Below are 18247 nucleotides of genomic sequence, written 5' to 3'. Positions count from 1 at the left end.
CGCTGGCCGGCAACCTCGCGCGTGCTGCCAGACATCATGAGGTTGCCGGCCAGCGGCCGGCACTACCATTTCGAATTCGCCGGGCCATGCCCGGCGGATGCGGATCAGCCGGTGTTCTGCACGCCCTGCGAAACACCGTTCACGCAGGCCACCAGCGCGCGCAGCAGGTCGTCATCCTCGCGCCCGCTGGCCCGCCAGCGCTGCAGCAGGTCCACCTGCAGCACGCTGATCGGATCAACGTAGGGATTGCGCAGGCGGATCGAAAGCGACAGCCGCGCATCGTGGTCGAGCAACGTCTGCTGGCCCATCAGCGCCAGCAGCCAGTGGCGGGTCAGTTCCAGTTCGCGCTTCACCTGCGGGAAGAAACGCCCGTGCAGGTCGCCCGACAACAGCGAGAACTGCTCGGCAATGGTGATATCGCCCTTGGACAGCACCATCGCGATGTCATCGAGGAAGGTACGGAAGAACGGCCAGTCACGCGCCATCTCGCGCAGCGTCTGTTCGTGGCCAGCATCCACCGCCGCCTGCAGGCCGCTGCCCACCCCGTACCACCCGGGAATGACGGCACGCGCCTGGCTCCAGGCGAACACCCACGGAATCGCGCGCAAATTGCCCAACGCCGCGTCCTGACCGAGCCGGCGCGACGGCCGCGAACCCAGCGTCATCCGCTCGATCACATCGATCGGTGTCGCCGTGCGGAAGTAGTCCATGAAACCAGACTGGCCGACGAAGGCGCGGTACACCTCGCTGCTGGAGCCAGCAACCACATCCATCACCGGTCGCCAGTCATCCTCGCGCGGCTCCGCTGCACGCGGGCGCAGGCTGGCGCGCAGTACTGCGCCGGTGGCCTGTTCCAGCGAGCGCAGGGCCAATGCACGGATGCCGTACTTGCGGTGGATCACCTCGCCCTGCTCGGTCACCCGCAAGCGGCCATCGATGCTGCCGCGCGGCGAGGCATCGACCGCATGCGTGGTCTTGCCGCCACCGCGGCTGATCGAACCGCCACGGCCATGGAAGAAGGTCAGGCGGATGCCGGCCTCGGCCGCGACCTCCAGCAGTTCCACCTGCGCACGCTGCAGGCCCCAGCGCGAAGCGGCGATGCCACCGTCCTTGCTGCTGTCCGAATAGCCCAGCATCACCATCTGCACGTCATCGCGTGCACGCAGGTGCGCGCGATAGATCGGGTCGGCCAGCAGGTCACGCAGGGTCGCGGTGCCGCGCTTGAGGTCATCCACGGTCTCGAACAGTGGCGCAATATCCAGCGGCACCGAACCGCCCTCTTCCACCAGGCCGCCACGGCGTGCCAGCGCAAGCACCGCCAGCACGTCGCTGCGGTCGTGTGCCATCGAGATGATGTAGCTGCCCAGTGCATCACCACCATGGCGCGCACGTGCATCGGCCAACGCCGCGAACACCGCATCCAAACGCTGGTTGCCTTCGTCCTCGCCCTTCGGCAAAGGCACCTCGCCACCGGCATGCGGCGCCAGCAGGCGCGCGCGACCCAACACATCCAGGCCCTCCCACGCAGCGTCGCCACCCAGCACCGCGGCCAACGCGCGCGCGTGCACGCTCGATTCCTGGCGCACGTCCAACCGCGCAAGATGGAAGCCGAACGTTTTCACCCGCCACAGCAGGCGCTGCACCGCGAAACCGCCAGCATGTTCGCCACGATTGGCGCGCAGGCTGTCGAGGATCAGCTGCAGGTCGTCGATCAGTTCGTCCGGACCAGCGTAAGCGCCTGCACCATCATCCAGCGTGGCCTGCAGGCGCGCGCGCATGCGGTCGTTGAGCAACCGGTACGGCATGTCGGCATGGCGCGGGCGCGACTGCACCTGCGGCAGCAACTGCTGGTAATGCGCTACGCGCGCCTGCAGCGCATTGCTCACGCCCACCCGCTCGGTGGACTGGCTGAGCAGGCTGGCCAGCTGCAACAGTTCCTTCTGGTAACGCCCCAGTACCGCCTGCCGCTGCGCATCCAGCGTGTTGCGGATGGTGGTGGCATCCACGTTCGGATTGCCATCCATGTCGCCGCCCACCCAGGTGCCGAAGCGCAGCAGTCGCTGCAATGGCAGTTCTTCGCCATAGGTATCGCGCAACGCCTGCTGCAGCGATTCGTACAGCACCGGAATCACCCGGTAGAGCACCTGCACCAGATAGAAGCCGACGTGCTCGCGTTCGTCATCGACGGTGGGCCGCACCGGCGAGGAATCGGTGGTCTGCCATGAGGCAGTCAGCGCCATGCGGAAGCGCGCAGCATCGGCAGCGGCTTCGCCCGGCGTGCGCTGGCCGTCGAGGTTGTCGACCAGGCTGGCCACCATCAGCTGCTCTTTTTCAAGCAGCGCGCGGCGTACCGCTTCGGTCGGGTGTGCGGTGAACACCGGTTCGATGTCGATGCGTGGCAACCACTGCGCCAGCTCGTCCAGGCCCACGCCCTGCGCCTTCAGATGCTGCAGGGCATCCTGCAGGCCATCGGGCTGCGCACCTGCGGTACCGGCGCGCTGGTAGTCACGGCGACGGCGGATGCGATGCACGCGCTCGGCGATGTTGACCACCTGGAAGTAGGTGCTGAAGGCCCGCACCATGGTCTCGGCCTGTTGCGGCGCGCGCCCGGCCAGGCCATCGGCCAGCTCGGACAGCGGCGCCTGGTTCTCGCGGCGGGCGATGGCGCGGGTGCGCACGTCCTCGACATCGTCGAGGAACGCGGCGGATACCTGTTCAACCAGCAGGTCGCCGACCAGCGCGCCAAGGCGGCGCACATCATCGCGAAGCGGAAGATCGGGAGAAGCGAATTCGATGCTGCTGCGGTACTCGTTCATCGGCGACGCACAGGCCTCGGTCAACGGATCCAGACCCCAAGCCTAAACCAGAACGGGCATCGTGCTGCGATGCAAAAATGGTTTCATCTGGTAGTGCCGGCCGCTGGCCGGCAACCTCAGGCCGCGTGAGTCCATGAGGTTGCCGGCCAGCGACCGGCACTACCGGGTCACGTCAGCGCTTCTTCTTCGCCTTGCCCTGATCGGCCGGGCCGATGGTCTGCTCCAGCCAACGCTCGCTCTCGGCCAGCATGGTCATGATCGACTCGCGTGCGCGGTAGGCATGCGATTCGTTCGGCAGCATCACCAGGCGCGCGGTGCCACCCAGGCCCTTCACCGCAGCGAACATGCGCTCGCTCTGGATCGGGAACGTACCGGAGTTGTTGTCGTCCACACCGTGGATGAAGAGGATCGGATCCTTGATCTTGTCGGCGTAATTGAACGGCGCCATCTTCTGGTAGACGTCCTGCGCCTGCCAGTAGTTGCGCTCTTCGGCCTGGAAGCCGAACGGGGTGAGCGTGCGGTTGTAGGCGCCGCTGCGGGCGATGCCGGCCTTGAACAGGCGCGTGTGCGCCAACAGGTTGGCAGTCATGAACGCACCATAGGAATGGCCACCGATGGCGATGTGATCGCGATCGGTCACGCCACGACGCACGACTTCATCCACCGCTGCCTGCGCGTTGGCCACCAACTGTTCGATGTAGGTGTCGTTCGGCTCCTTGTCGCCCTCGCCGATGATCGGCATCGACGGGCTGGCCAGCACCACATAACCCTTGGCCAGGAACGCCTGCGGGCCCCAGTAGCTGACCGCATTGAAGCGGTACGGCGAATCGGTGACCTGGCTGGCCGCGGCCGCGCTCTTGAACTCACCCGGGTAGGCCCACATCAGCAGCGGGCGCGGACCGTCGCGCTTGGGGTCGTAGCCCGGCGGCAGCAGCAGGGTCGCGGTCAGATCCACACCGTCCTTGCGCTTGTAGCGGATCTGCTCCTTCTGCACGCCCTTCAGCTGCGGCAGAGGATGCGCAAAGTGGGTCAACGCACGCGGCGCAGCACCAGCGTCAGACAGCGACTGCACGTAGAAGTTGGCCGGCTCGTCCGGGCTCTCGCGGCTCAGCAGCAGCGAGCTGGCCTGGTTGTCCAGCAGCGCCACCGGCAGCGCGTAGCTCGGCGCCTGCGAGTGGAACAGGCGGGTGGCCTTGCCCGTAGCGACATCGAAGCGGTCCACGAACGGACGATCGCCTTCCGGCGATGCACCGGCACCGGCCAGATACAGGCTGCTGCCATCGGCGCTGGTCTGCAGCAGCGAGCGGCCGCGGTCGTCGCTGGACAACAGCGGCCGGCCCGGATCGGAATAACGGTCCTGCGCGTCACGATCCCACAACAGGCGCGGCTCGGCGCTGGCATTGTCCGGGGCGATCAGCCAGGTCTTGGTCTTGCGCGTCTTCCACCACGATTCGGTCAGCAGGGCCAGGTCGCCACGGCCCCAGCTGATGCCGGCCAGGCGGCTGCCGAGCTGGGCCAACGTGACCGGCGGCGTGTCGAACGGCGCGGCCTGCATCAGCACCGCGTCACGCACCTTGGCGTCCCTGTTCGGGTCACCACCGTCCTGCGCCTCGGCCCAGACCAGGGTGGCATCGGCATCACCTCGCCAGCTGATATCGCGTACGCCGGTCACTTCGGCATCGTTGCCGGTCGGCAGGCCTTCCACCAGCGGACGCACAGCCACGGTGTGCACCAGCTTGCCGCTGGCACGGTCGATCACTTCAATGCGGCGCGGGAAGCTGCTTACCGGCACCACGTACGAGTACGGGCGCTGCACCGGCTGGCGCAGCACGAAGCGGCCATCCGGCGACACCGCGAAGCCCATGAAGATGCCGGCCGTGCCAATCGCGCGGGTACTGCCATCCAGGCTGACTTCCATCGGCTGGGTGGTCGCGTAGTAATCGAACTGGCGCGCGTCGGCCTCGTTCTTCAGCAGATCCTGGTAGGTGCGGATCGACACCACGCCGCCACCCTGGCTGGTCTGCTGCACGGCCGGACCGGTCGGGATGCCATCGGCGGCCGGGGCCGCACCAAGGTTGGCCGGACGCGTGAACACCACCAGGCCGCGGCTGTCCGGCAGCCACTGGTAGCCACTGCCGATCACCGTGTTCAGGCCGGCGACCAGACGACGGGCGCTGCCGCCGGCCACGTCCACCAGCCACAGCTCATTGGCGCCGCTGGCGGCGTCGACCTGGTTGAAGGCCAGCCACTTCTGGTCCGGCGACCACATCACGCTGGCGATCGACAGCTTGGCCGGCAGGCCGCTGATTTGCCGTTCCTTGCCGTCGGCCACGTTCATCAGCCACAGCTTCTCGCCGAAGCTGAAGCGGCTGTCGGAGAAGGTGCGCGGGTTGATGCGCAGGCCGGCCAGCTTCAGTTCCGGCTGCGCCACCACCTGGATCGACGGCAGCGACGGCATCTGCATCATCGCGGCGACATCGCGGCGTGGCGACAGGTACAGCGAGGGCGCGCGCGGCGCGTCCACCACCGCCTGCAGCGCCGCCGAGGGCAGCTCGTAGCCGGTGGCGCCCTGGGCCTGCGTCTGGCCCTGAGCGGCCTTCGGCGCAGCGGCCAGCGCCAGCGGAGCCACCGCCAGCAGTGCCATCGACAGGACCAGGCCGGTCAAGCGCCGGTTGCGGCGCGGGTGCATGCTCATCGTTCCACCTGTGTGATGCGTGAAAACAACGACCTTAACAGGCCATGCCTGCCGGCCCACCTGCCGATGGTTGGGTCATCGGCGTGTCACACCGGAGGCGCGATATAATGGCCGTCCTCCCCTGCCGAGGGGCGCTGCGACCGGATCCCTTGAGGCCGGCCAGGCTCGGCCAGGTGGTACTGCAACAACGGCGCCCGGCCAGAAGCGAGCATCCGCTCGTCCACAACCGGAGCTATTGCATGAATGCTGTTGCCAAGACCTTCTCCACCGAAGGCGATTACAAGATCCGCGACATCACCCTGGCCGACTGGGGCCGCAAGGAACTGGACATCGCCGAGCACGAGATGCCGGGCCTGATGTCGATCCGCCGCAAGCACGCCGCCAGCCTGCCGCTGAAGGGCGTGCGCGTGACCGGTTCGCTGCACATGACCATCCAGACCGCGGTGCTGATCGAGACCCTGAAGGACATCGGCGCCGACGTGCGCTGGGCCTCGTGCAACATCTTCTCCACCCAGGACCACGCTGCTGCCGCCATCGCTGCTACCGGCACCCCGGTGTTCGCCTGGAAGGGCGAGTCGCTGGAAGAGTACTGGGACTGCACCCTGGACGCGCTGACCTTCACCTTGGCCGACGGCACCCTGACCGGTCCGGAGCTGGTGGTCGATGACGGCGGTGACGTCACACTGCTGATCCACAAGGGCTACGAACTGGAAAACGGCAGCACCTGGGTCAACGAGCCGGCTGCATCGCACGAAGAGCAGGTCATCAAGAACCTGCTCAAGCGCGTCGCCACCGAGCGCCCGGGTTACTGGGGCCGCGTGGTCAAGGACTGGAAGGGCGTCTCCGAAGAGACCACCACCGGCGTGCACCGCCTGTACCAGCTGGCCCAGGCCGGCACCCTGCTGATCCCGGCGATCAACGTCAACGACTCGGTCACCAAGAGCAAGTTCGACAACCTGTACGGCTGCCGCGAGTCGCTGGCCGACGGCCTGAAGCGCGCGATGGACGTGATGCTGGCCGGCAAGGTGGCCGTGGTCTGCGGCTACGGTGACGTCGGCAAGGGCTGCGCCGCGTCGCTGCGTGCCTACGGCGCGCGCGTGATCGTCACCGAGATCGACCCGATCTGCGCCCTGCAGGCGGCGATGGAAGGCTATGAAGTCAACACCATCGAATCGACCCTGGGCCGTGCCGACCTGTACGTCACCACCACCGGCAACAAGGACATCATCCGCATCGAGCACCTGAGCGCGATGAAGGACCAGGCCATCGTCTGCAACATCGGCCACTTCGACAACGAGATCCAGGTCGATGCGCTGGTGGGCTTCAAGGGCGTGCAGCACGTCAACATCAAGCCGCAGGTGGACAAGTACATCTTCCCGAACGGCAATGCGATCTTCCTGCTGGCCGAAGGCCGCCTGGTCAACCTGGGCTGCGCCACCGGCCACCCGAGCTTCGTGATGTCCAACTCGTTCGCCAACCAGACCCTGGCCCAGATCGACCTGTGGGCCAACAAGGACAGCTACGAGAACAAGGTGTACCTGCTGCCGAAGAAGCTGGACGAGGAAGTGGCGCGCCTGCACCTGGAAAAGATCGGCGTGAAGCTGACCACCCTGAGCCAGGAACAGGCCGACTACATCGGCGTGCCGGTGGAAGGCCCGTTCAAGCCGGACCACTACCGCTACTGATCGCGCCGGGGTCGGATCCCTTTCCAAAGGAAAGGGCTCTGGCCCCAGCAACGGAAGCAGAAAGAACGGGCGCCTTCGGGCGCCCGTTCTGCGTTGGATATGCCGGTAGCGCCGGGCCATGCACGGCGAGCGCGCCGGCGATTTGATCTCCACGCCGCCGGGCATGGCCCGGCGCTACCGGATGGCGGCAATAGCCTCGGTCAAGGCAACGCCTCCACGCCACGCTACGATTCCCCCATGACTCCGGCCATCAACCTGCTCAAGCGCGAGAAGATCGCCCACACCGTGCGCAGCTACGTGCACGACGCCCACGCCGAATCGTATGGGGGCGAAGCCGTCGAGAAGCTCGGCCTCGACCCGGCCCAGGTGTTCAAGACCCTGCTGGCCAGCACTGAAACCCACGAACTGCTGGTGGCGATCGTGCCGGTGGCCGGCCAGCTGGACCTGAAGGCGCTGGCCGAAGCGGCCGGCTGCAAGAAATGCGAGATGGCCGCTGCCGACGCCGCACAGCGCGCGACCGGCTACCTGGTCGGCGGCATCAGCCCGCTCGGGCAGAAGAAGCGCCTGCGCACGTTCCTGGATGCCAGTGCGCAGGTACTGCCGAGCCTGCATGTCAGCGCCGGTCGCCGCGGCCTGGAAGTGGAACTGGCGCCGGCCGATCTGCTGCGCCTGACCGCCGGCCACTTCGCTGCCATCGGCAAGGCGCGCTGATGCGCTGGCCGTGGTCTGCCGCACCACTGCCCCGGCTTGAGGATGCACAGGCCGATGTAGTACTGCAGGACCTGTTGTCGCGCGACGGCGCGCGCATCACCGATGCTGCTCGCACGGTCGCACGGCTGTTCAGCCCGTCCTCGCTGGAAGCACTGGCCACGCACGCGGACCTGATCGAACAGCGCTGCCAGGGCATCGCGCTCGGTGGCATGCTGATCAGCAATCAGGCGCACCTGAAAGCCGCACTGAAACGGTTGCGCTACTGGCGTGCGCGCGAGGGTTGCCTGTGTGCGCTCAATCCCGGCTACCCGTTCTTCGATCCCCGTCGCCTGCTTGAACAGGGGCAGATGCGGCTGCTTTCGGTGGGCGAAGCCGAAGGTGGCTGGGGCGAGTGCCACGCGGTTGCCTGCGCACAGTGTGGCCGGCACTGGCAGGCCATCGACCGCGAGTATCACTACCCTTGGTGGGAGTGGATGGCCGCCTGACGGGATGCAGCCACGCATGGGGTGGCGCTACTGCGGCAGCGCGCAGATTCACGCCGTGCGTGGATTGCCATCACTACCAATTCGTAGCGCATCGGCACGCGCACGATGGTCAACTCCGGCACCGTGCTCTTCGCGTCGGCGCGGACGAAACGCCAGCCGCGCAGTTCTTCCACCGCCGCTTCATCCAGCAGCGCGTAGCCGCTGGAGGTCTCCACGATCACCGCGGCAACGGCTCCTTGTGCATCGATCAGCGCCTTCAGCTGGCTGCGTCCGGAAAGTCCCTGTTGCATGGCCTCTGGTGGGTAGCGCGGCGATACGCCGCGCGGCTGCATCCACGGGATGCCCTCGCCCGCGAACAGGTCCCGAGCGCCGCGCGCCGCGCAATGCTTCGGCAGGCGCAACGTTAGGGACATCTGCGCGCCGTCCACAGTCACCTCCGCAGGCGCTGCACAGGCGTGCTGCGCCAATACACTCAGCATCTGCTGCTGCCGAAGCAGCGCCTTGCCGTCGGCTGCGGTCACCTCGACCACGCAACGACCGCCCTCGGGCCGCATCGACAACGCGGTCACGCCCCTGTCGCGCAGCCCCGGAACCGCCGCCAAAGGCGAACAGGCCGTCTCTGCAACCGGCGCTGCCGCCGGTGCTGTGATGGCCGGCAGCAGGCCAGCCAGCACCATCAGGATCATCCTTGCCCAGCTAGCCATGCTCCGCCCTCCGTGCGTTGGTCTGGCCCGATCATAGATCAGCTGGGCATGGCGCGTGCGCGTGGGGTCGAATGACCCGGTCAGCGCCCCCGCGATACGGGGATCCGAGTCAGGGACGCCAGTTGGCGTTGTTCTCCCAGAACTCGACGGAACGCCGGTAGGCCTCACGATCCAGCGGCACGCCGGAACCGCCCTCTTCCACACCCAGCGCATTGCGCATCATCGTGATCGGCGCCATCGGCACCTCTTCCGGTTCGGCGGTATAGATGCAGCCGACGATGCCCCAGTCAGCCTCGATCGGTGAACCTTCCTTCGCCAGCTGCTCGGCGCTGTACAGGATCACCACCAGGTAGCTCGCACGCGGCGACTCCACGCCCTCGAACCAGCGCACCAGCACCGGCAGCTCCTCGCGGTTGCGTGCCTCGTAGCCGCTGCGCAGCTGGTGGCGGTTGGCATCGCTGACCGGCACCGTCAGGCAGCGCGTGCTGGTCCAGTTCTCGTAGACGAACAGCTTGCAGAACGGCGCATAGCCATCGAGCACCTTCAGCGGGGCGTGCGCGTTGAGGTGTGCCTCGAACTGCTCTGCGCTGCAATCCTGGATGGTGTTGCCGCGCGGAACGCGTGGAAACAGGCGGGGGCGGGCGAAATCGGTGAGGACGATGGACATGGCGGCACAGTGCAGGAACAAGTGTTCAGGGTACCGGCCAAGCGACTTGAAGTCTGCTTCACATCTGCACGGCACAGTGCCTGCACATTCCCAGGAAACCCGAGCATGAACCGCTTCCCTCCCCTGCTGCTGGCCTGCGTGATGGCCATCCTCCACGGACCCGTGGTCGCCTCAACCGCCGATCCCACACAGCCACCGCGCGTGCTGCTGGTCGTCAGCAGCGAAGGTCGCGATCAGGGCCGTATCCGACCAGGCTTCGAGATGGACGAGTTCGCCCAGGCCTGGCTGATACTTCGGCGCAACGGCTTCGAAATCGATGTGGCCAGCCCACGCGGCGGCGCCGTGGAAGCCGACAAGTACAACGCCGCGGAACCCTTCAACGCTGCGGTTCTGGCTGATCCCCTGGCCGTCCGCGCACTGGCCGCTACGCTGCCAACGGCGCAACTGCGGGCAGGCGACTATCGCGGCGTGCTGGTGATCGGCGGCAAGGGCGCCATGTTCGATCTGCCGGCTGACAGCGCGCTGCAGCGCACGATTGCCACCATATGGGAACAAGGCGGCGTAGTCGCAGCGGTCTGTCATGGTCCGGCGGCGCTGGCAGGCATCCGCCTTGGCAATGGTCGCGCACTGGTGGAAGGCCGCTCCATGACCGGTTTCAGCGAGGAGGAGGAGGCACTGTTCGGCAAGCGCTGGGCGAAGGAATTTGCCTTCCAGCTGGAGCCACGCATGCGTGAACTCGGGGCCCGTTGGCAGGAAGCGCCACTGATGATGCCAAAGGTGGTGGTGGATGGACGCCTCGTAACCGGACAGAATCCTTATTCCACTCCCGTGCTGGCCGAGGCCTTCGTGCGTGCCAGCGGACAGGTACCGGTGGCCCGTGAACCCTGGCGCGACGAGCGCAGCATGGCGCTGGTGGAGCGGCACCTGAAGCTGCGCGACGAGCAGGCCGTCCAGCAGCTGGCTCGGCACCCCGTGGATTACCACGTCGAACTGATCGGCATCCTTGGCTTCTACCAGCTGCAGGCTGCACAGACGCCGGCAGCGATCGCCGATGCGTTGGCGATCATGCAGTTGGCCCGTCCACACATGGACGAACCGCGCCTCGACGTGGCGATGGCCGAAGCGCACTGGCGTCTGGGCGATGCCACGCACGCCCGCACGCAACTGCAGGCCGTGCTGGAAAAACAACCTGCACTGGAAGAAGCTAAGGCACTTCTGGCCCGCATGCAGCCTTGACCATGAACGCCGAACGCCTGCGCCTGCTGTTGATCGAAGACAACCTGCCCTTGGCCTCGGCCATCGTCGACATGCTGCAGGCGCAGGGCCACCAGGTGGATTTCGCCGCCGACGGCGAGCTCGGCCTGCGGATGGCCCTGGCCAATCCGCCGGACGTCGTGCTGCTCGACCTGGGCCTTCCGGGAATCGATGGGACCACTGTGTGCCGTCGCCTGCGCGATGGCTGCGACCGCCACGTGCCTGTGCTGATGCTGACCGCACGCGACGCGCTGGTCGACAAACTGCAGGGCTTCGCCGCCGGCGCAGATGACTACCTCATCAAGCCGTTCGACGATGCCGAGCTGCTGGCGCGCTGTCTCGCGCTGGCGCGCCGCCATCGCCTCAACCAGCCCCATCGGTTGCAGATCGGCCCACTGTGCATCGATCGCCGCACTGGCCAGGCGTGGCGTGATGGCGTTGCGCTGGAGATGCCACAGCTGGCTCAGCGCATCCTGCTCGAACTGGCCGAAGCGTGGCCGTGCACCGTGACCCGCAGTGAACTGGTACAGCGCTTGTGGGGCGATGAAGCGCCACCGTCGGACCCGCTACGCTCGCATCTGTACCTGTTGCGGCAGGTACTGGATCGACCCTTCGACAGCGAGATGCTGCGTACCGTACATGGTGTCGGTTTCCGTCTGGAAGCATCACCATGAGGCCACGCCCGGTCCATCGCCTGCGCCGGCGCCTGGTGGTGGCGTTCACCGTCTTCGCGCTGCTGATTGCCTCGGTCTTCGGAGTGTATTCGCTGGTCTTCATGTATGCGGTGGAGGACAGCATCTTCAACGCCCAGCTGGACCGTGAAGCGCAGGCGCAGCGTGCCTACCATGCCCGCACGGGGCACTGGGGCCTGCCCGCCGATGCAGCGGTCCAGCTGCATGACTCACCTGCCACATTTCCCGCCGACCTGCGGACCGTGTTCGCGGAGGAGCCCTGGCGCTCGGAGTTCGGCGGCGAGCAGGGCCGCCACTACCACGTCAAGCGATTGCAGGCCTCCCCGTCCATGCCTCCCGCGTGGCTGGTGTATGAAGTCAGCGAACAGCTGGTGGTCCGTCCGGTCCGCGATAGAGTAGTGCTGCTGCTGGGCGGTACGGCGCTGGGCATGATCCTGGTCGCGATCCTGCTCGGGCTTTGGCTGGCGCGCCGCGCCACACGCCCCCTGTATGCGCTGGTCCATGAGGTTGAAGCGCTGCAACCACCGTCTGGACAGCGCACTCACCTGGCAGACCGTTTCGGCGATGACGAAATCGGGGTACTTGCGCGCGCGCTGGATGGCTTGTCGGAGCGGGTTGCCGCGTTCATCGAACGGGAGCATGCCTTCACCCGTGATGCCAGCCACGAGCTGCGTACGCCGTTGAGCGTCATCTCCAGCGCGGCCGGCCAGTTGCTCGGTGAGGCTGGACTGTCCGCACGCGGGCAACAGCATCTGCAGCACATCCGCCTGTCGGCGCTGCAGCTGCAGCAAGCCATGACCGCATTGCTGGCGCTGGCTCGCGAAGAACCTGCAGACGCATGTTGCGGGCCGGTCAGACTCGTTCCGCTACTTGAGAGAGTGATCGTCGAGCAGTCACCGCTGTTGGCCTCGCGGCCGGTGGACGTGCAACTCTCTGTGCCCCACGGCGCAGCACTGCGCGCGCCAGAGGCTGCGCTGCAGGTGGTGCTGGCCAATCTGATCGGCAACGCCTTCGCGCACACGCCGCAGGGCACGGTATCGATCACGTTCGAAACAGGCGTTCTGCAGGTCTACAACACCGCTTCCTCCACACCGTCGCTGGGCAGCTGGCCCACGCCCCGCCCCTTCCAGAAGCGCGCAGACAGCAGCGGCAGCGGATTGGGGCTGGAGATCATGCGCCGGCTTTGCGACCACCACGGCCTGCATCTGGACATACAGGCCAATGACGGTGGTGTTCATGCGCAGCTTCGAGGTCAGCAATGCGGCCCATGAAACGCTTACTGAAGGTGCTGGCTGTCGTCCTGCTGGCGCCGCCATTGCTGTTCACCGCCGCCCTGCTCTGGCCGCTGCGTGCACCGCCGTTGCCCGAGCCGGGCAACAGCCGCGTGATCGTCAACGCGCGGGTGGTGGACGTCGCGCGCGGCCAGGTCAGCGAACCCACGACAGTGACAGTGCGCAGCGGCACGATCACCGCCATTGGCGAAACGCCACGGGACACCACATTGCCAGTGCTCGATGCCGGCGGCCGCTGGCTGCTGCCCGGCTTCTGGGACATGCATACCCACGCCCTGCAGCTGTCGCCGCAACTGCAGTTCCCGCTGATGCTGGCCAACGGCATCACCGGCACCCGCGACATGATGGACTGCCCGCAGGCCACCGATCCGCTGATCGCCTGCGTGGCCGACAAGCGCCGCTGGACCTCACAGGCCGTTGCCGGCCAGCAGGTCGCACCCCGCTTCGTGCAGATCGCCAGCTTCTATTTCGAAGATCCAGCGTTGGCGCCGGACACCGCGGCACAGCGTGCGCGCACGTACAGCGCGCGCGGTGTCGACGCGTTGAAGGTCTACAACCGGTTGCGTGCGGATACCTACCAGCGGCTGGCCAGCGAAGCGCGGCACCTGAATCGCCCGCTGGTCGGCCACCTGCCCAGGGCAGTTCCGCTGGAGGACGCGCTTCAGGCGGGCCAGCGCAGTTTCGAGCATGCGCACCTGTTCGTGCGTCATTGCTTCGACAACGCCGCCGCGTGGCGCGGCGGCACGCTGGATGGCGAAGACCCGACCGCACTGGCCGAACGCATGGTCGGCGGCTACCAGCCTTCCGTGTGCAATGAGGCGTTCGGCTTGATGCAGGCCAGCGGCGCCGCGTTCGTGCCGACCCATGTCACCCGCGAAGAGGATGCACGCGCGCGCGATCCAGAGTTCGTCGACGATCCACGCCTGGCCTATCTCGATCCACTTTCGCGCTGGGCATGGCGCGATGATCTGACGGCCACCACCGAACGCTATCCTGGCCTGCGCGGCGAAGACGCGTTGAAGGCGTACTTCGAGCATGGACTGGCCCTCACCGGTGCCGCGCACCGTGCCGGCGTCAGCGTGCTGGTCGGCACCGATACCGGGCTGGGCGGCTTCCGCTATCACGATGAACTGCAGTGGCTGCGGCAGGCAGGCCTGAGCCAGGCCGACGTGCTGCGCGCGGCAACGCTGCACGCGGCGCGTCATCTGGAGTTGCAGGCATCGCATGGCAGTGTCGAGGTCGGCAAAGCCGCCGACCTGGTATTGCTCGATGGCAACCCGCTGCAGGACACCGCCAATACCCGTCGCGTGCACGCGGTGCTTCTGGCCGGGCACCTCTACAACCGCCCGCGGCTGGATGCACTGCTCGCCTACGCCCGCGCGCAGGCCCGTTCACCGGCGGTGATGGCGCGCCTGCTATGGGGCTTCATCACCAGCCCGGTCAGCGCCGAGCTGTAGCGGCAGCTACAACGCCATCCGCTCGCGCAATTCACGCGCCTGCCGCCGCGACACCTCCACCTCGCTGCCGTCATCCAGTGCCAGGTCGTAGCCGTCGCCGATGCTGGGCGTCACACCACGGATGCGCCGCAGGTTGACCAGCGTGTTGCGGTTGGCACGGAAGAACAGCTCCGTGGGCAGGCGTGCTTCCAGCGCACTCAGGCTGCGGGTCAGCAGCGCGTTCTGGTCGCGGAACCACAACCGCGTGTAGTTGCCATCCACCACCAGCCGGCGGATCTCGGAGACCGCCACGAACCAGCAGCGCTCACCCTCGCGCACGAACACCTGGTCCTGCGCGCCCAGCGTGCCGCGCGATTCCGGCACTTCTGCCGCCACGACCTCTCGCTTACGCGCCCGCTGCAGCGCCTCCAGCAGCCGCGGCGCTTCCACCGGCTTCACCAGGTAATCCAGCGCATTGGCCTGGAACGCGCGCACTGCGTAGGTGTCATAGGCGGTGACGAACACCACGGCGGGTACCGTCTCCAGACCATCCAGCACATCGAAGCCGCTGCCCGAGGGCATCTGCACGTCCAGCAGCACCAGATCCGGTGCCAGCGTGGCGATCGCCTCGCGTGCGGCAGGCACATCGTCGGCTTCGCCTACGCACTGCACCCACGGCAGCGCCGACAGCAGCGTGCGCAGCTCCTGCCGCGCCAGCCGCGCGTCATCGACAATCAGTACGCGCAGCGCACCACTCATTGCGGAATCTCCAGCAGGGCCTGCATGCGGTCACCGACCGGCTGCAGGATGAAACGACCGCGCGTGCCGAGCTGGGTACGCAGATAGGCCAGGCCGACGCCGTGGCCATGCGTGGGCTCGCTGACGCTGCCCAGTGGGTTGTCCACCTGCAGGCGCAGCACATCATTGTCCAGCGTGGCACGGATCTGCACGTCACCGCCGCCCGGACGACTGGCGATGCCGTGCTTGATCGCGTTCTCCACCAGCAGCTGCAACGCCATTGCCGGCAACTGCGCCTGGGTGGCATCGGCATCGATGTGCTGCTGCACCTGCAGGCGCTGTTCGAAGTGGATCGCCTCGATGGCGAGATAGTCATCGACCACTGCCAGTTCCTCGGCCAGAGTCACCTGCTCGCTGCGGTTGTGCGCCAGCGCCTGGCGCAGCGTGCGCGACAAGCGGGTGACCATGTCGCGTGCGCGCTCGGGATCTTCCAGGATCAAGGCACGCAGGTTGTTCAACGCGTTGAACATGAAGTGCGGATTGAGCCGTGCGCGCAGGGCATCGCGTTCCAGCGCACTGCGCTCGGCTTCGGCGCGCAGGCGGGCCAGCTCACTGTGGCGTGCACGGCGCAGTCCATGCAGGCCGGCCCACAGGCCGGTCCACATCAGCAGGAAGAGCGCGGTGTTCATCCAGTACACCAGCAGCGAGGACCATTGGTAGTCGGCGTGCCCTCCGGGCAACCGCACCCAGTCCAGTGCCAGCGATGGCAGCAACAGTGCAGCCGTCACCGCCTGTGCAACGCTGGCGCCGATCATCACGCCGGCAGCCAGCTTCAACACCAGCAGGCCCAGCCCGCCGTCCCACCAGCGCTGGCGCAGCGCGACCGAACGCAATGCACCGCTGCACAGCCAGAGCGAGACCGCGATGCTGACGCTGATCAAGGCCACGCCGCTGAACAGTACGCCGCCCCCGATCCGCATCCCGACCCACAGGCTGTACATCGCGTAGCCGGCCCACGCCAATGCGTTGAGTGTCCAGAAACGACGGGATGAGGTGGTGGCGTCCATGCGGGCTCTCGGCGGTGGCAGGAGGGCGGACAACGGTCAGGGATGTGCGGCGAGGAAACGCTGCACCTGCTCCTGCAACCAGCGCGGATCATCCCACATCAGGAAGTGGAAGCCCTGCGCACTCATCGCGATCTGCACGCCGTGCAGCTTCGCGTACTGGGTCTGGAACACCGCCCGGGTGCTGTCCTCGGTAGCGCCCATCGGCTGGTAACCGGCCCAGCTGCCCAGCACCAGGGTTGGTGCGCTGATCGAGGCGATGCTGTCGCGCAGGTCGGTGGTCATCACCGCATGCATGGCATCAGCCGTGGTCTGGCGGTCGCTGCCTTCGCCCCAGCGGCCCAGCTCCGCCTGGCGCTGCGGGTCGCGGGTCATCCCCGGCAGACCTGCCTTCAACTGCGCCTGCCATTGCGCGGCGTCAGCAGCCAGCATGCCCTTGCGCAGCTGGTCGGCCATCGGCCGCACGCTGTCAGCGGTGGCGTTCGGGTCACGCGCGGCCGGCAGGAACGGCAACGCATCGACCACCACCAGTGCGCTGACTACCGTCGGCTGGGCCTGCGCCATCTGCAGGCCCAGCAGGCCACCGAGGCTGTGGCCGATCACCACCACCGGGCCCAGGTGCTGGTCATGCAGGTAGGCCAGCAGCTGCCCACGCAACGCCGGCAGGAATTCGGCCGGGCGCGGATCGGCCGGTGCGGCGCCGGCAAAGCCGGGCAGCTGCACCAGGTGGCACTGCACATCCTTCAGCGCCAGGCAGGTCTCGCGCCAGACCTCAGCGCTGCTGTTCAGGCCGGGGATCATCAGCAGGGGGCGGCCGTTGCCAACCACTTCGACCTGCACCTTGCCGGCTGTGATGGCAGTGGCCGCATGGGCGGGACCGGAACCCAGCACGGCCATCGCCATGCCGATCATCGCCAGCCGGGCCAGTGCCTTCATCGCGTACCAGAGTGCCAGGAAGATCTTCATCGTCTGCTCCTTCATCGGGTGGGTATTGCCGGGTCTGGGGTCAGCGTGGCCCCAGCGGCAGCAGCCCGGTTGCGATTCCGGAGCAACGGCCGGGCGCCGGGGCGAACGGTCGCCAGTGACGGACGGCCTGCCATCACACATCCATCTTGATGAAGCGATATACTGATCCGCACCCGCCGCTGCCGCCCGTGCCATGACCGCCATCAGCTTCGAGTTCTATCCGCCCAAGACCGACGAACAGCGCAGCCAGCTGGACCGCGCCGCCGCCAAGCTGAAGGACTACGGTCCCGAGTACGTGTCGTGCACCTTCGGTGCCGGTGGCTCGACCCTGAGCTATACCTCGGAGACCGTGCGCCACCTCAACCAGCACCATGGCTTCGATGCCGCACCACATCTGTCCTGCGTCGGCGGCACCCGTCAGGAAATCCGCGAGCTGCTCAAGCTGTACCGCGCGATCGGTTGCCGGCGTCTGGTCGCGCTGCGCGGCGACCTGCCCTCGGGCATGGGTTTCCCCGGCGACATGCGCTATGCCGCCGAACTGATCGACTTCATCCGTGCCGAGCACGGCGATGCGTTCCACATCGAAGTGGGCGCCTATCCGGAAACGCACCCGCAGGCTTCCGACGCGCTGGCCGACCTGAAGCACTTCAAGGCCAAGATCGACGCTGGTGCTGATGCGGCGATCACCCAGTACTTCTTCAACCCTGACGCCTACTTCCATTTCGTCGATGAAGTGCGGCGGCTGGGCGTGCAGGTACCGATCACGCCCGGCATCATGCCGATCGCCAACTTCAGCCAGCTGCGCCGTTTCTCCGAACAGTGCGGTGCGGAGATTCCGCGCTGGATCAGCCGCAAGATGCAGGCCTATGGCGATGACGCCGAATCGGTGCGTGCATTCGGCACCGAAGTGGTGGCTCGGCTGTGCCAACGCCTGATCGAAGGCGGTGCACCCGGCCTGCACTTCTACACCCTGAATCTGGCCAAGCCGACCACCTCGGTGCTGAAGCTGCTGCAGGGCTGAAAGCACGCCACGCGCGCATGA

Annotated in this window: 15 protein-coding genes and 1 riboswitch; of the genes, 8 read left to right on the top strand and 7 right to left on the bottom strand. The window is 67.0% G+C overall.

The window, feature by feature from the left end; all coding sequences use genetic code 11:
- Positions 1–104: 104 nt before the first annotated feature.
- Both ppc and AC3ITW_RS03235 read right to left on the bottom strand, forming a co-directional pair.
- The gene (gene ppc / locus AC3ITW_RS03240; protein WP_180889801.1) at positions 105–2816 is read right to left on the bottom strand and encodes a phosphoenolpyruvate carboxylase; all 2712 of its coding nucleotides are present in this window, start codon (positions 2814–2816) and stop codon (positions 105–107) included.
- Between the two features lie 172 nt (positions 2817–2988).
- Positions 2989–5511 (bottom strand): S9 family peptidase, encoded by a 2523-nt coding sequence (locus tag AC3ITW_RS03235; RefSeq protein WP_004144050.1) that lies wholly within the window; start codon positions 5509–5511, stop codon positions 2989–2991.
- A 120-nt stretch (positions 5512–5631) separates the two neighbouring features.
- Positions 5632–5714: riboswitch (S-adenosyl-L-homocysteine riboswitch) on the top strand.
- Positions 5715–5750: 36 nt separating this feature from the next.
- Between AC3ITW_RS03235 and ahcY the strand changes: the two genes are divergently transcribed.
- From ahcY to AC3ITW_RS03220, 3 genes are all read left to right on the top strand, one after another.
- A complete protein-coding gene (ahcY, locus tag AC3ITW_RS03230; protein ID WP_032968675.1) occupies positions 5751–7196 on the top strand; it encodes an adenosylhomocysteinase in 1446 nt (481 codons plus the stop codon).
- Between the two features lie 237 nt (positions 7197–7433).
- Positions 7434–7907, top strand: coding sequence for a Cys-tRNA(Pro) deacylase (gene ybaK, locus AC3ITW_RS03225; RefSeq protein ID WP_004144021.1), 474 nt, complete (start codon positions 7434–7436; stop codon positions 7905–7907).
- Entirely contained in the window at positions 7907–8392 is a 486-nt protein-coding gene (locus tag AC3ITW_RS03220) for a hypothetical protein (protein WP_004144020.1), read from the top strand. The genes ybaK and AC3ITW_RS03220 overlap by 1 nt, the downstream gene beginning before the upstream one ends.
- On the opposite strand, the gene AC3ITW_RS03215 is transcribed toward AC3ITW_RS03220, so the two are convergent.
- Entirely contained in the window at positions 8362–9078 is a 717-nt protein-coding gene (locus tag AC3ITW_RS03215; protein WP_489390059.1) for an energy transducer TonB, read from the bottom strand. The two genes, AC3ITW_RS03220 and AC3ITW_RS03215, sit on opposite strands and share 31 nt — an antisense overlap.
- Before the next feature lie 127 nt (positions 9079–9205).
- Positions 9206–9763: a DUF3228 family protein gene (locus AC3ITW_RS03210; RefSeq protein ID WP_012510063.1), complete on the bottom strand. Its 558-nt coding sequence runs from the start codon at positions 9761–9763 to the stop codon at positions 9206–9208.
- 105 nt (positions 9764–9868) lie between these two features.
- Between AC3ITW_RS03210 and AC3ITW_RS03205 the strand changes: the two genes are divergently transcribed.
- The 4 genes from AC3ITW_RS03205 to AC3ITW_RS03190 are packed head-to-tail and all read left to right on the top strand — an operon-like array spanning position 9869 to position 14458.
- Positions 9869–10999, top strand: coding sequence for a type 1 glutamine amidotransferase domain-containing protein (locus AC3ITW_RS03205; protein ID WP_012510062.1), 1131 nt, complete (start codon positions 9869–9871; stop codon positions 10997–10999).
- 2 nt (positions 11000–11001) lie between these two features.
- A complete protein-coding gene (locus tag AC3ITW_RS03200; protein WP_012510061.1) occupies positions 11002–11691 on the top strand; it encodes a response regulator transcription factor in 690 nt (229 codons plus the stop codon).
- Positions 11692–11726: 35 nt separating this feature from the next.
- Positions 11727–12980: a sensor histidine kinase gene (locus AC3ITW_RS03195; protein WP_489390058.1), complete on the top strand. Its 1254-nt coding sequence runs from the start codon at positions 11727–11729 to the stop codon at positions 12978–12980.
- On the top strand, positions 12968–14458 hold the full coding sequence (locus AC3ITW_RS03190) for an amidohydrolase family protein (RefSeq protein WP_489390057.1): 1491 nt from the start codon (positions 12968–12970) through the stop codon (positions 14456–14458). Before AC3ITW_RS03195 ends, AC3ITW_RS03190 begins: the two co-directional genes overlap by 13 nt.
- A 6-nt stretch (positions 14459–14464) precedes the next feature.
- Here AC3ITW_RS03190 and AC3ITW_RS03185 read toward each other — a convergent pair whose 3' ends face one another.
- The 3 genes from AC3ITW_RS03185 to AC3ITW_RS03175 are packed head-to-tail and all read right to left on the bottom strand — an operon-like array spanning position 14465 to position 17205.
- Positions 14465–15196 (bottom strand): LytR/AlgR family response regulator transcription factor, encoded by a 732-nt coding sequence (locus AC3ITW_RS03185; protein WP_489390056.1) that lies wholly within the window; start codon positions 15194–15196, stop codon positions 14465–14467.
- A complete protein-coding gene (locus AC3ITW_RS03180; protein WP_489390055.1) occupies positions 15193–16242 on the bottom strand; it encodes a sensor histidine kinase in 1050 nt (349 codons plus the stop codon). Before AC3ITW_RS03180 ends, AC3ITW_RS03185 begins: the two co-directional genes overlap by 4 nt.
- A gap of 36 nt (positions 16243–16278) precedes the next feature.
- Positions 16279–17205, bottom strand: a complete 927-nt coding sequence (locus AC3ITW_RS03175; protein ID WP_153674997.1) for an alpha/beta fold hydrolase — start codon at positions 17203–17205, stop codon at positions 16279–16281.
- 193 nt (positions 17206–17398) lie between these two features.
- Between AC3ITW_RS03175 and metF the strand changes: the two genes are divergently transcribed.
- Complete coding sequence (metF, locus tag AC3ITW_RS03170; RefSeq protein ID WP_004143823.1) at positions 17399–18226, top strand: methylenetetrahydrofolate reductase [NAD(P)H]; 828 nt, start codon at positions 17399–17401, stop codon at positions 18224–18226.
- Positions 18227–18247: the final 21 nt, after the last annotated feature.

The organism is Stenotrophomonas sp. KH_052 (assembly GCF_057838755.1).
Note: the sequence above shows the minus strand (reverse complement) of the source record. Positions and strands in the feature narration are given on the sequence as shown.

Excerpts from the sequence above, each read along its gene's own strand:
- ybaK (WP_004144021.1), top strand. The coding sequence starts at position 7,434 with ATGACTCCGGCCATCAACCTGCTCAAGCGCGAGAAGATCGCCCACACC.
- AC3ITW_RS03190 (WP_489390057.1), top strand. The coding sequence starts at position 12,968 with ATGCGGCCCATGAAACGCTTACTGAAGGTGCTGGCTGTCGTCCTGCTG.
- AC3ITW_RS03220 (WP_004144020.1), top strand. The coding sequence starts at position 7,907 with ATGCGCTGGCCGTGGTCTGCCGCACCACTGCCCCGGCTTGAGGATGCA.
- AC3ITW_RS03210 (WP_012510063.1), bottom strand. The coding sequence starts at position 9,763 with ATGTCCATCGTCCTCACCGATTTCGCCCGCCCCCGCCTGTTTCCACGC.
- AC3ITW_RS03200 (WP_012510061.1), top strand. The coding sequence starts at position 11,002 with ATGAACGCCGAACGCCTGCGCCTGCTGTTGATCGAAGACAACCTGCCC.
- AC3ITW_RS03175 (WP_153674997.1), bottom strand. The coding sequence starts at position 17,205 with ATGAAGATCTTCCTGGCACTCTGGTACGCGATGAAGGCACTGGCCCGG.
- ppc (WP_180889801.1), bottom strand. The coding sequence starts at position 2,816 with ATGAACGAGTACCGCAGCAGCATCGAATTCGCTTCTCCCGATCTTCCG.
- AC3ITW_RS03185 (WP_489390056.1), bottom strand. The coding sequence starts at position 15,196 with ATGAGTGGTGCGCTGCGCGTACTGATTGTCGATGACGCGCGGCTGGCG.
- AC3ITW_RS03205 (WP_012510062.1), top strand. The coding sequence starts at position 9,869 with ATGAACCGCTTCCCTCCCCTGCTGCTGGCCTGCGTGATGGCCATCCTC.
- AC3ITW_RS03180 (WP_489390055.1), bottom strand. The coding sequence starts at position 16,242 with ATGGACGCCACCACCTCATCCCGTCGTTTCTGGACACTCAACGCATTG.
- metF (WP_004143823.1), top strand. The coding sequence starts at position 17,399 with ATGACCGCCATCAGCTTCGAGTTCTATCCGCCCAAGACCGACGAACAG.
- ahcY (WP_032968675.1), top strand. The coding sequence starts at position 5,751 with ATGAATGCTGTTGCCAAGACCTTCTCCACCGAAGGCGATTACAAGATC.
- AC3ITW_RS03235 (WP_004144050.1), bottom strand. The coding sequence starts at position 5,511 with ATGAGCATGCACCCGCGCCGCAACCGGCGCTTGACCGGCCTGGTCCTG.
- AC3ITW_RS03215 (WP_489390059.1), bottom strand. The coding sequence starts at position 9,078 with ATGATCCTGATGGTGCTGGCTGGCCTGCTGCCGGCCATCACAGCACCG.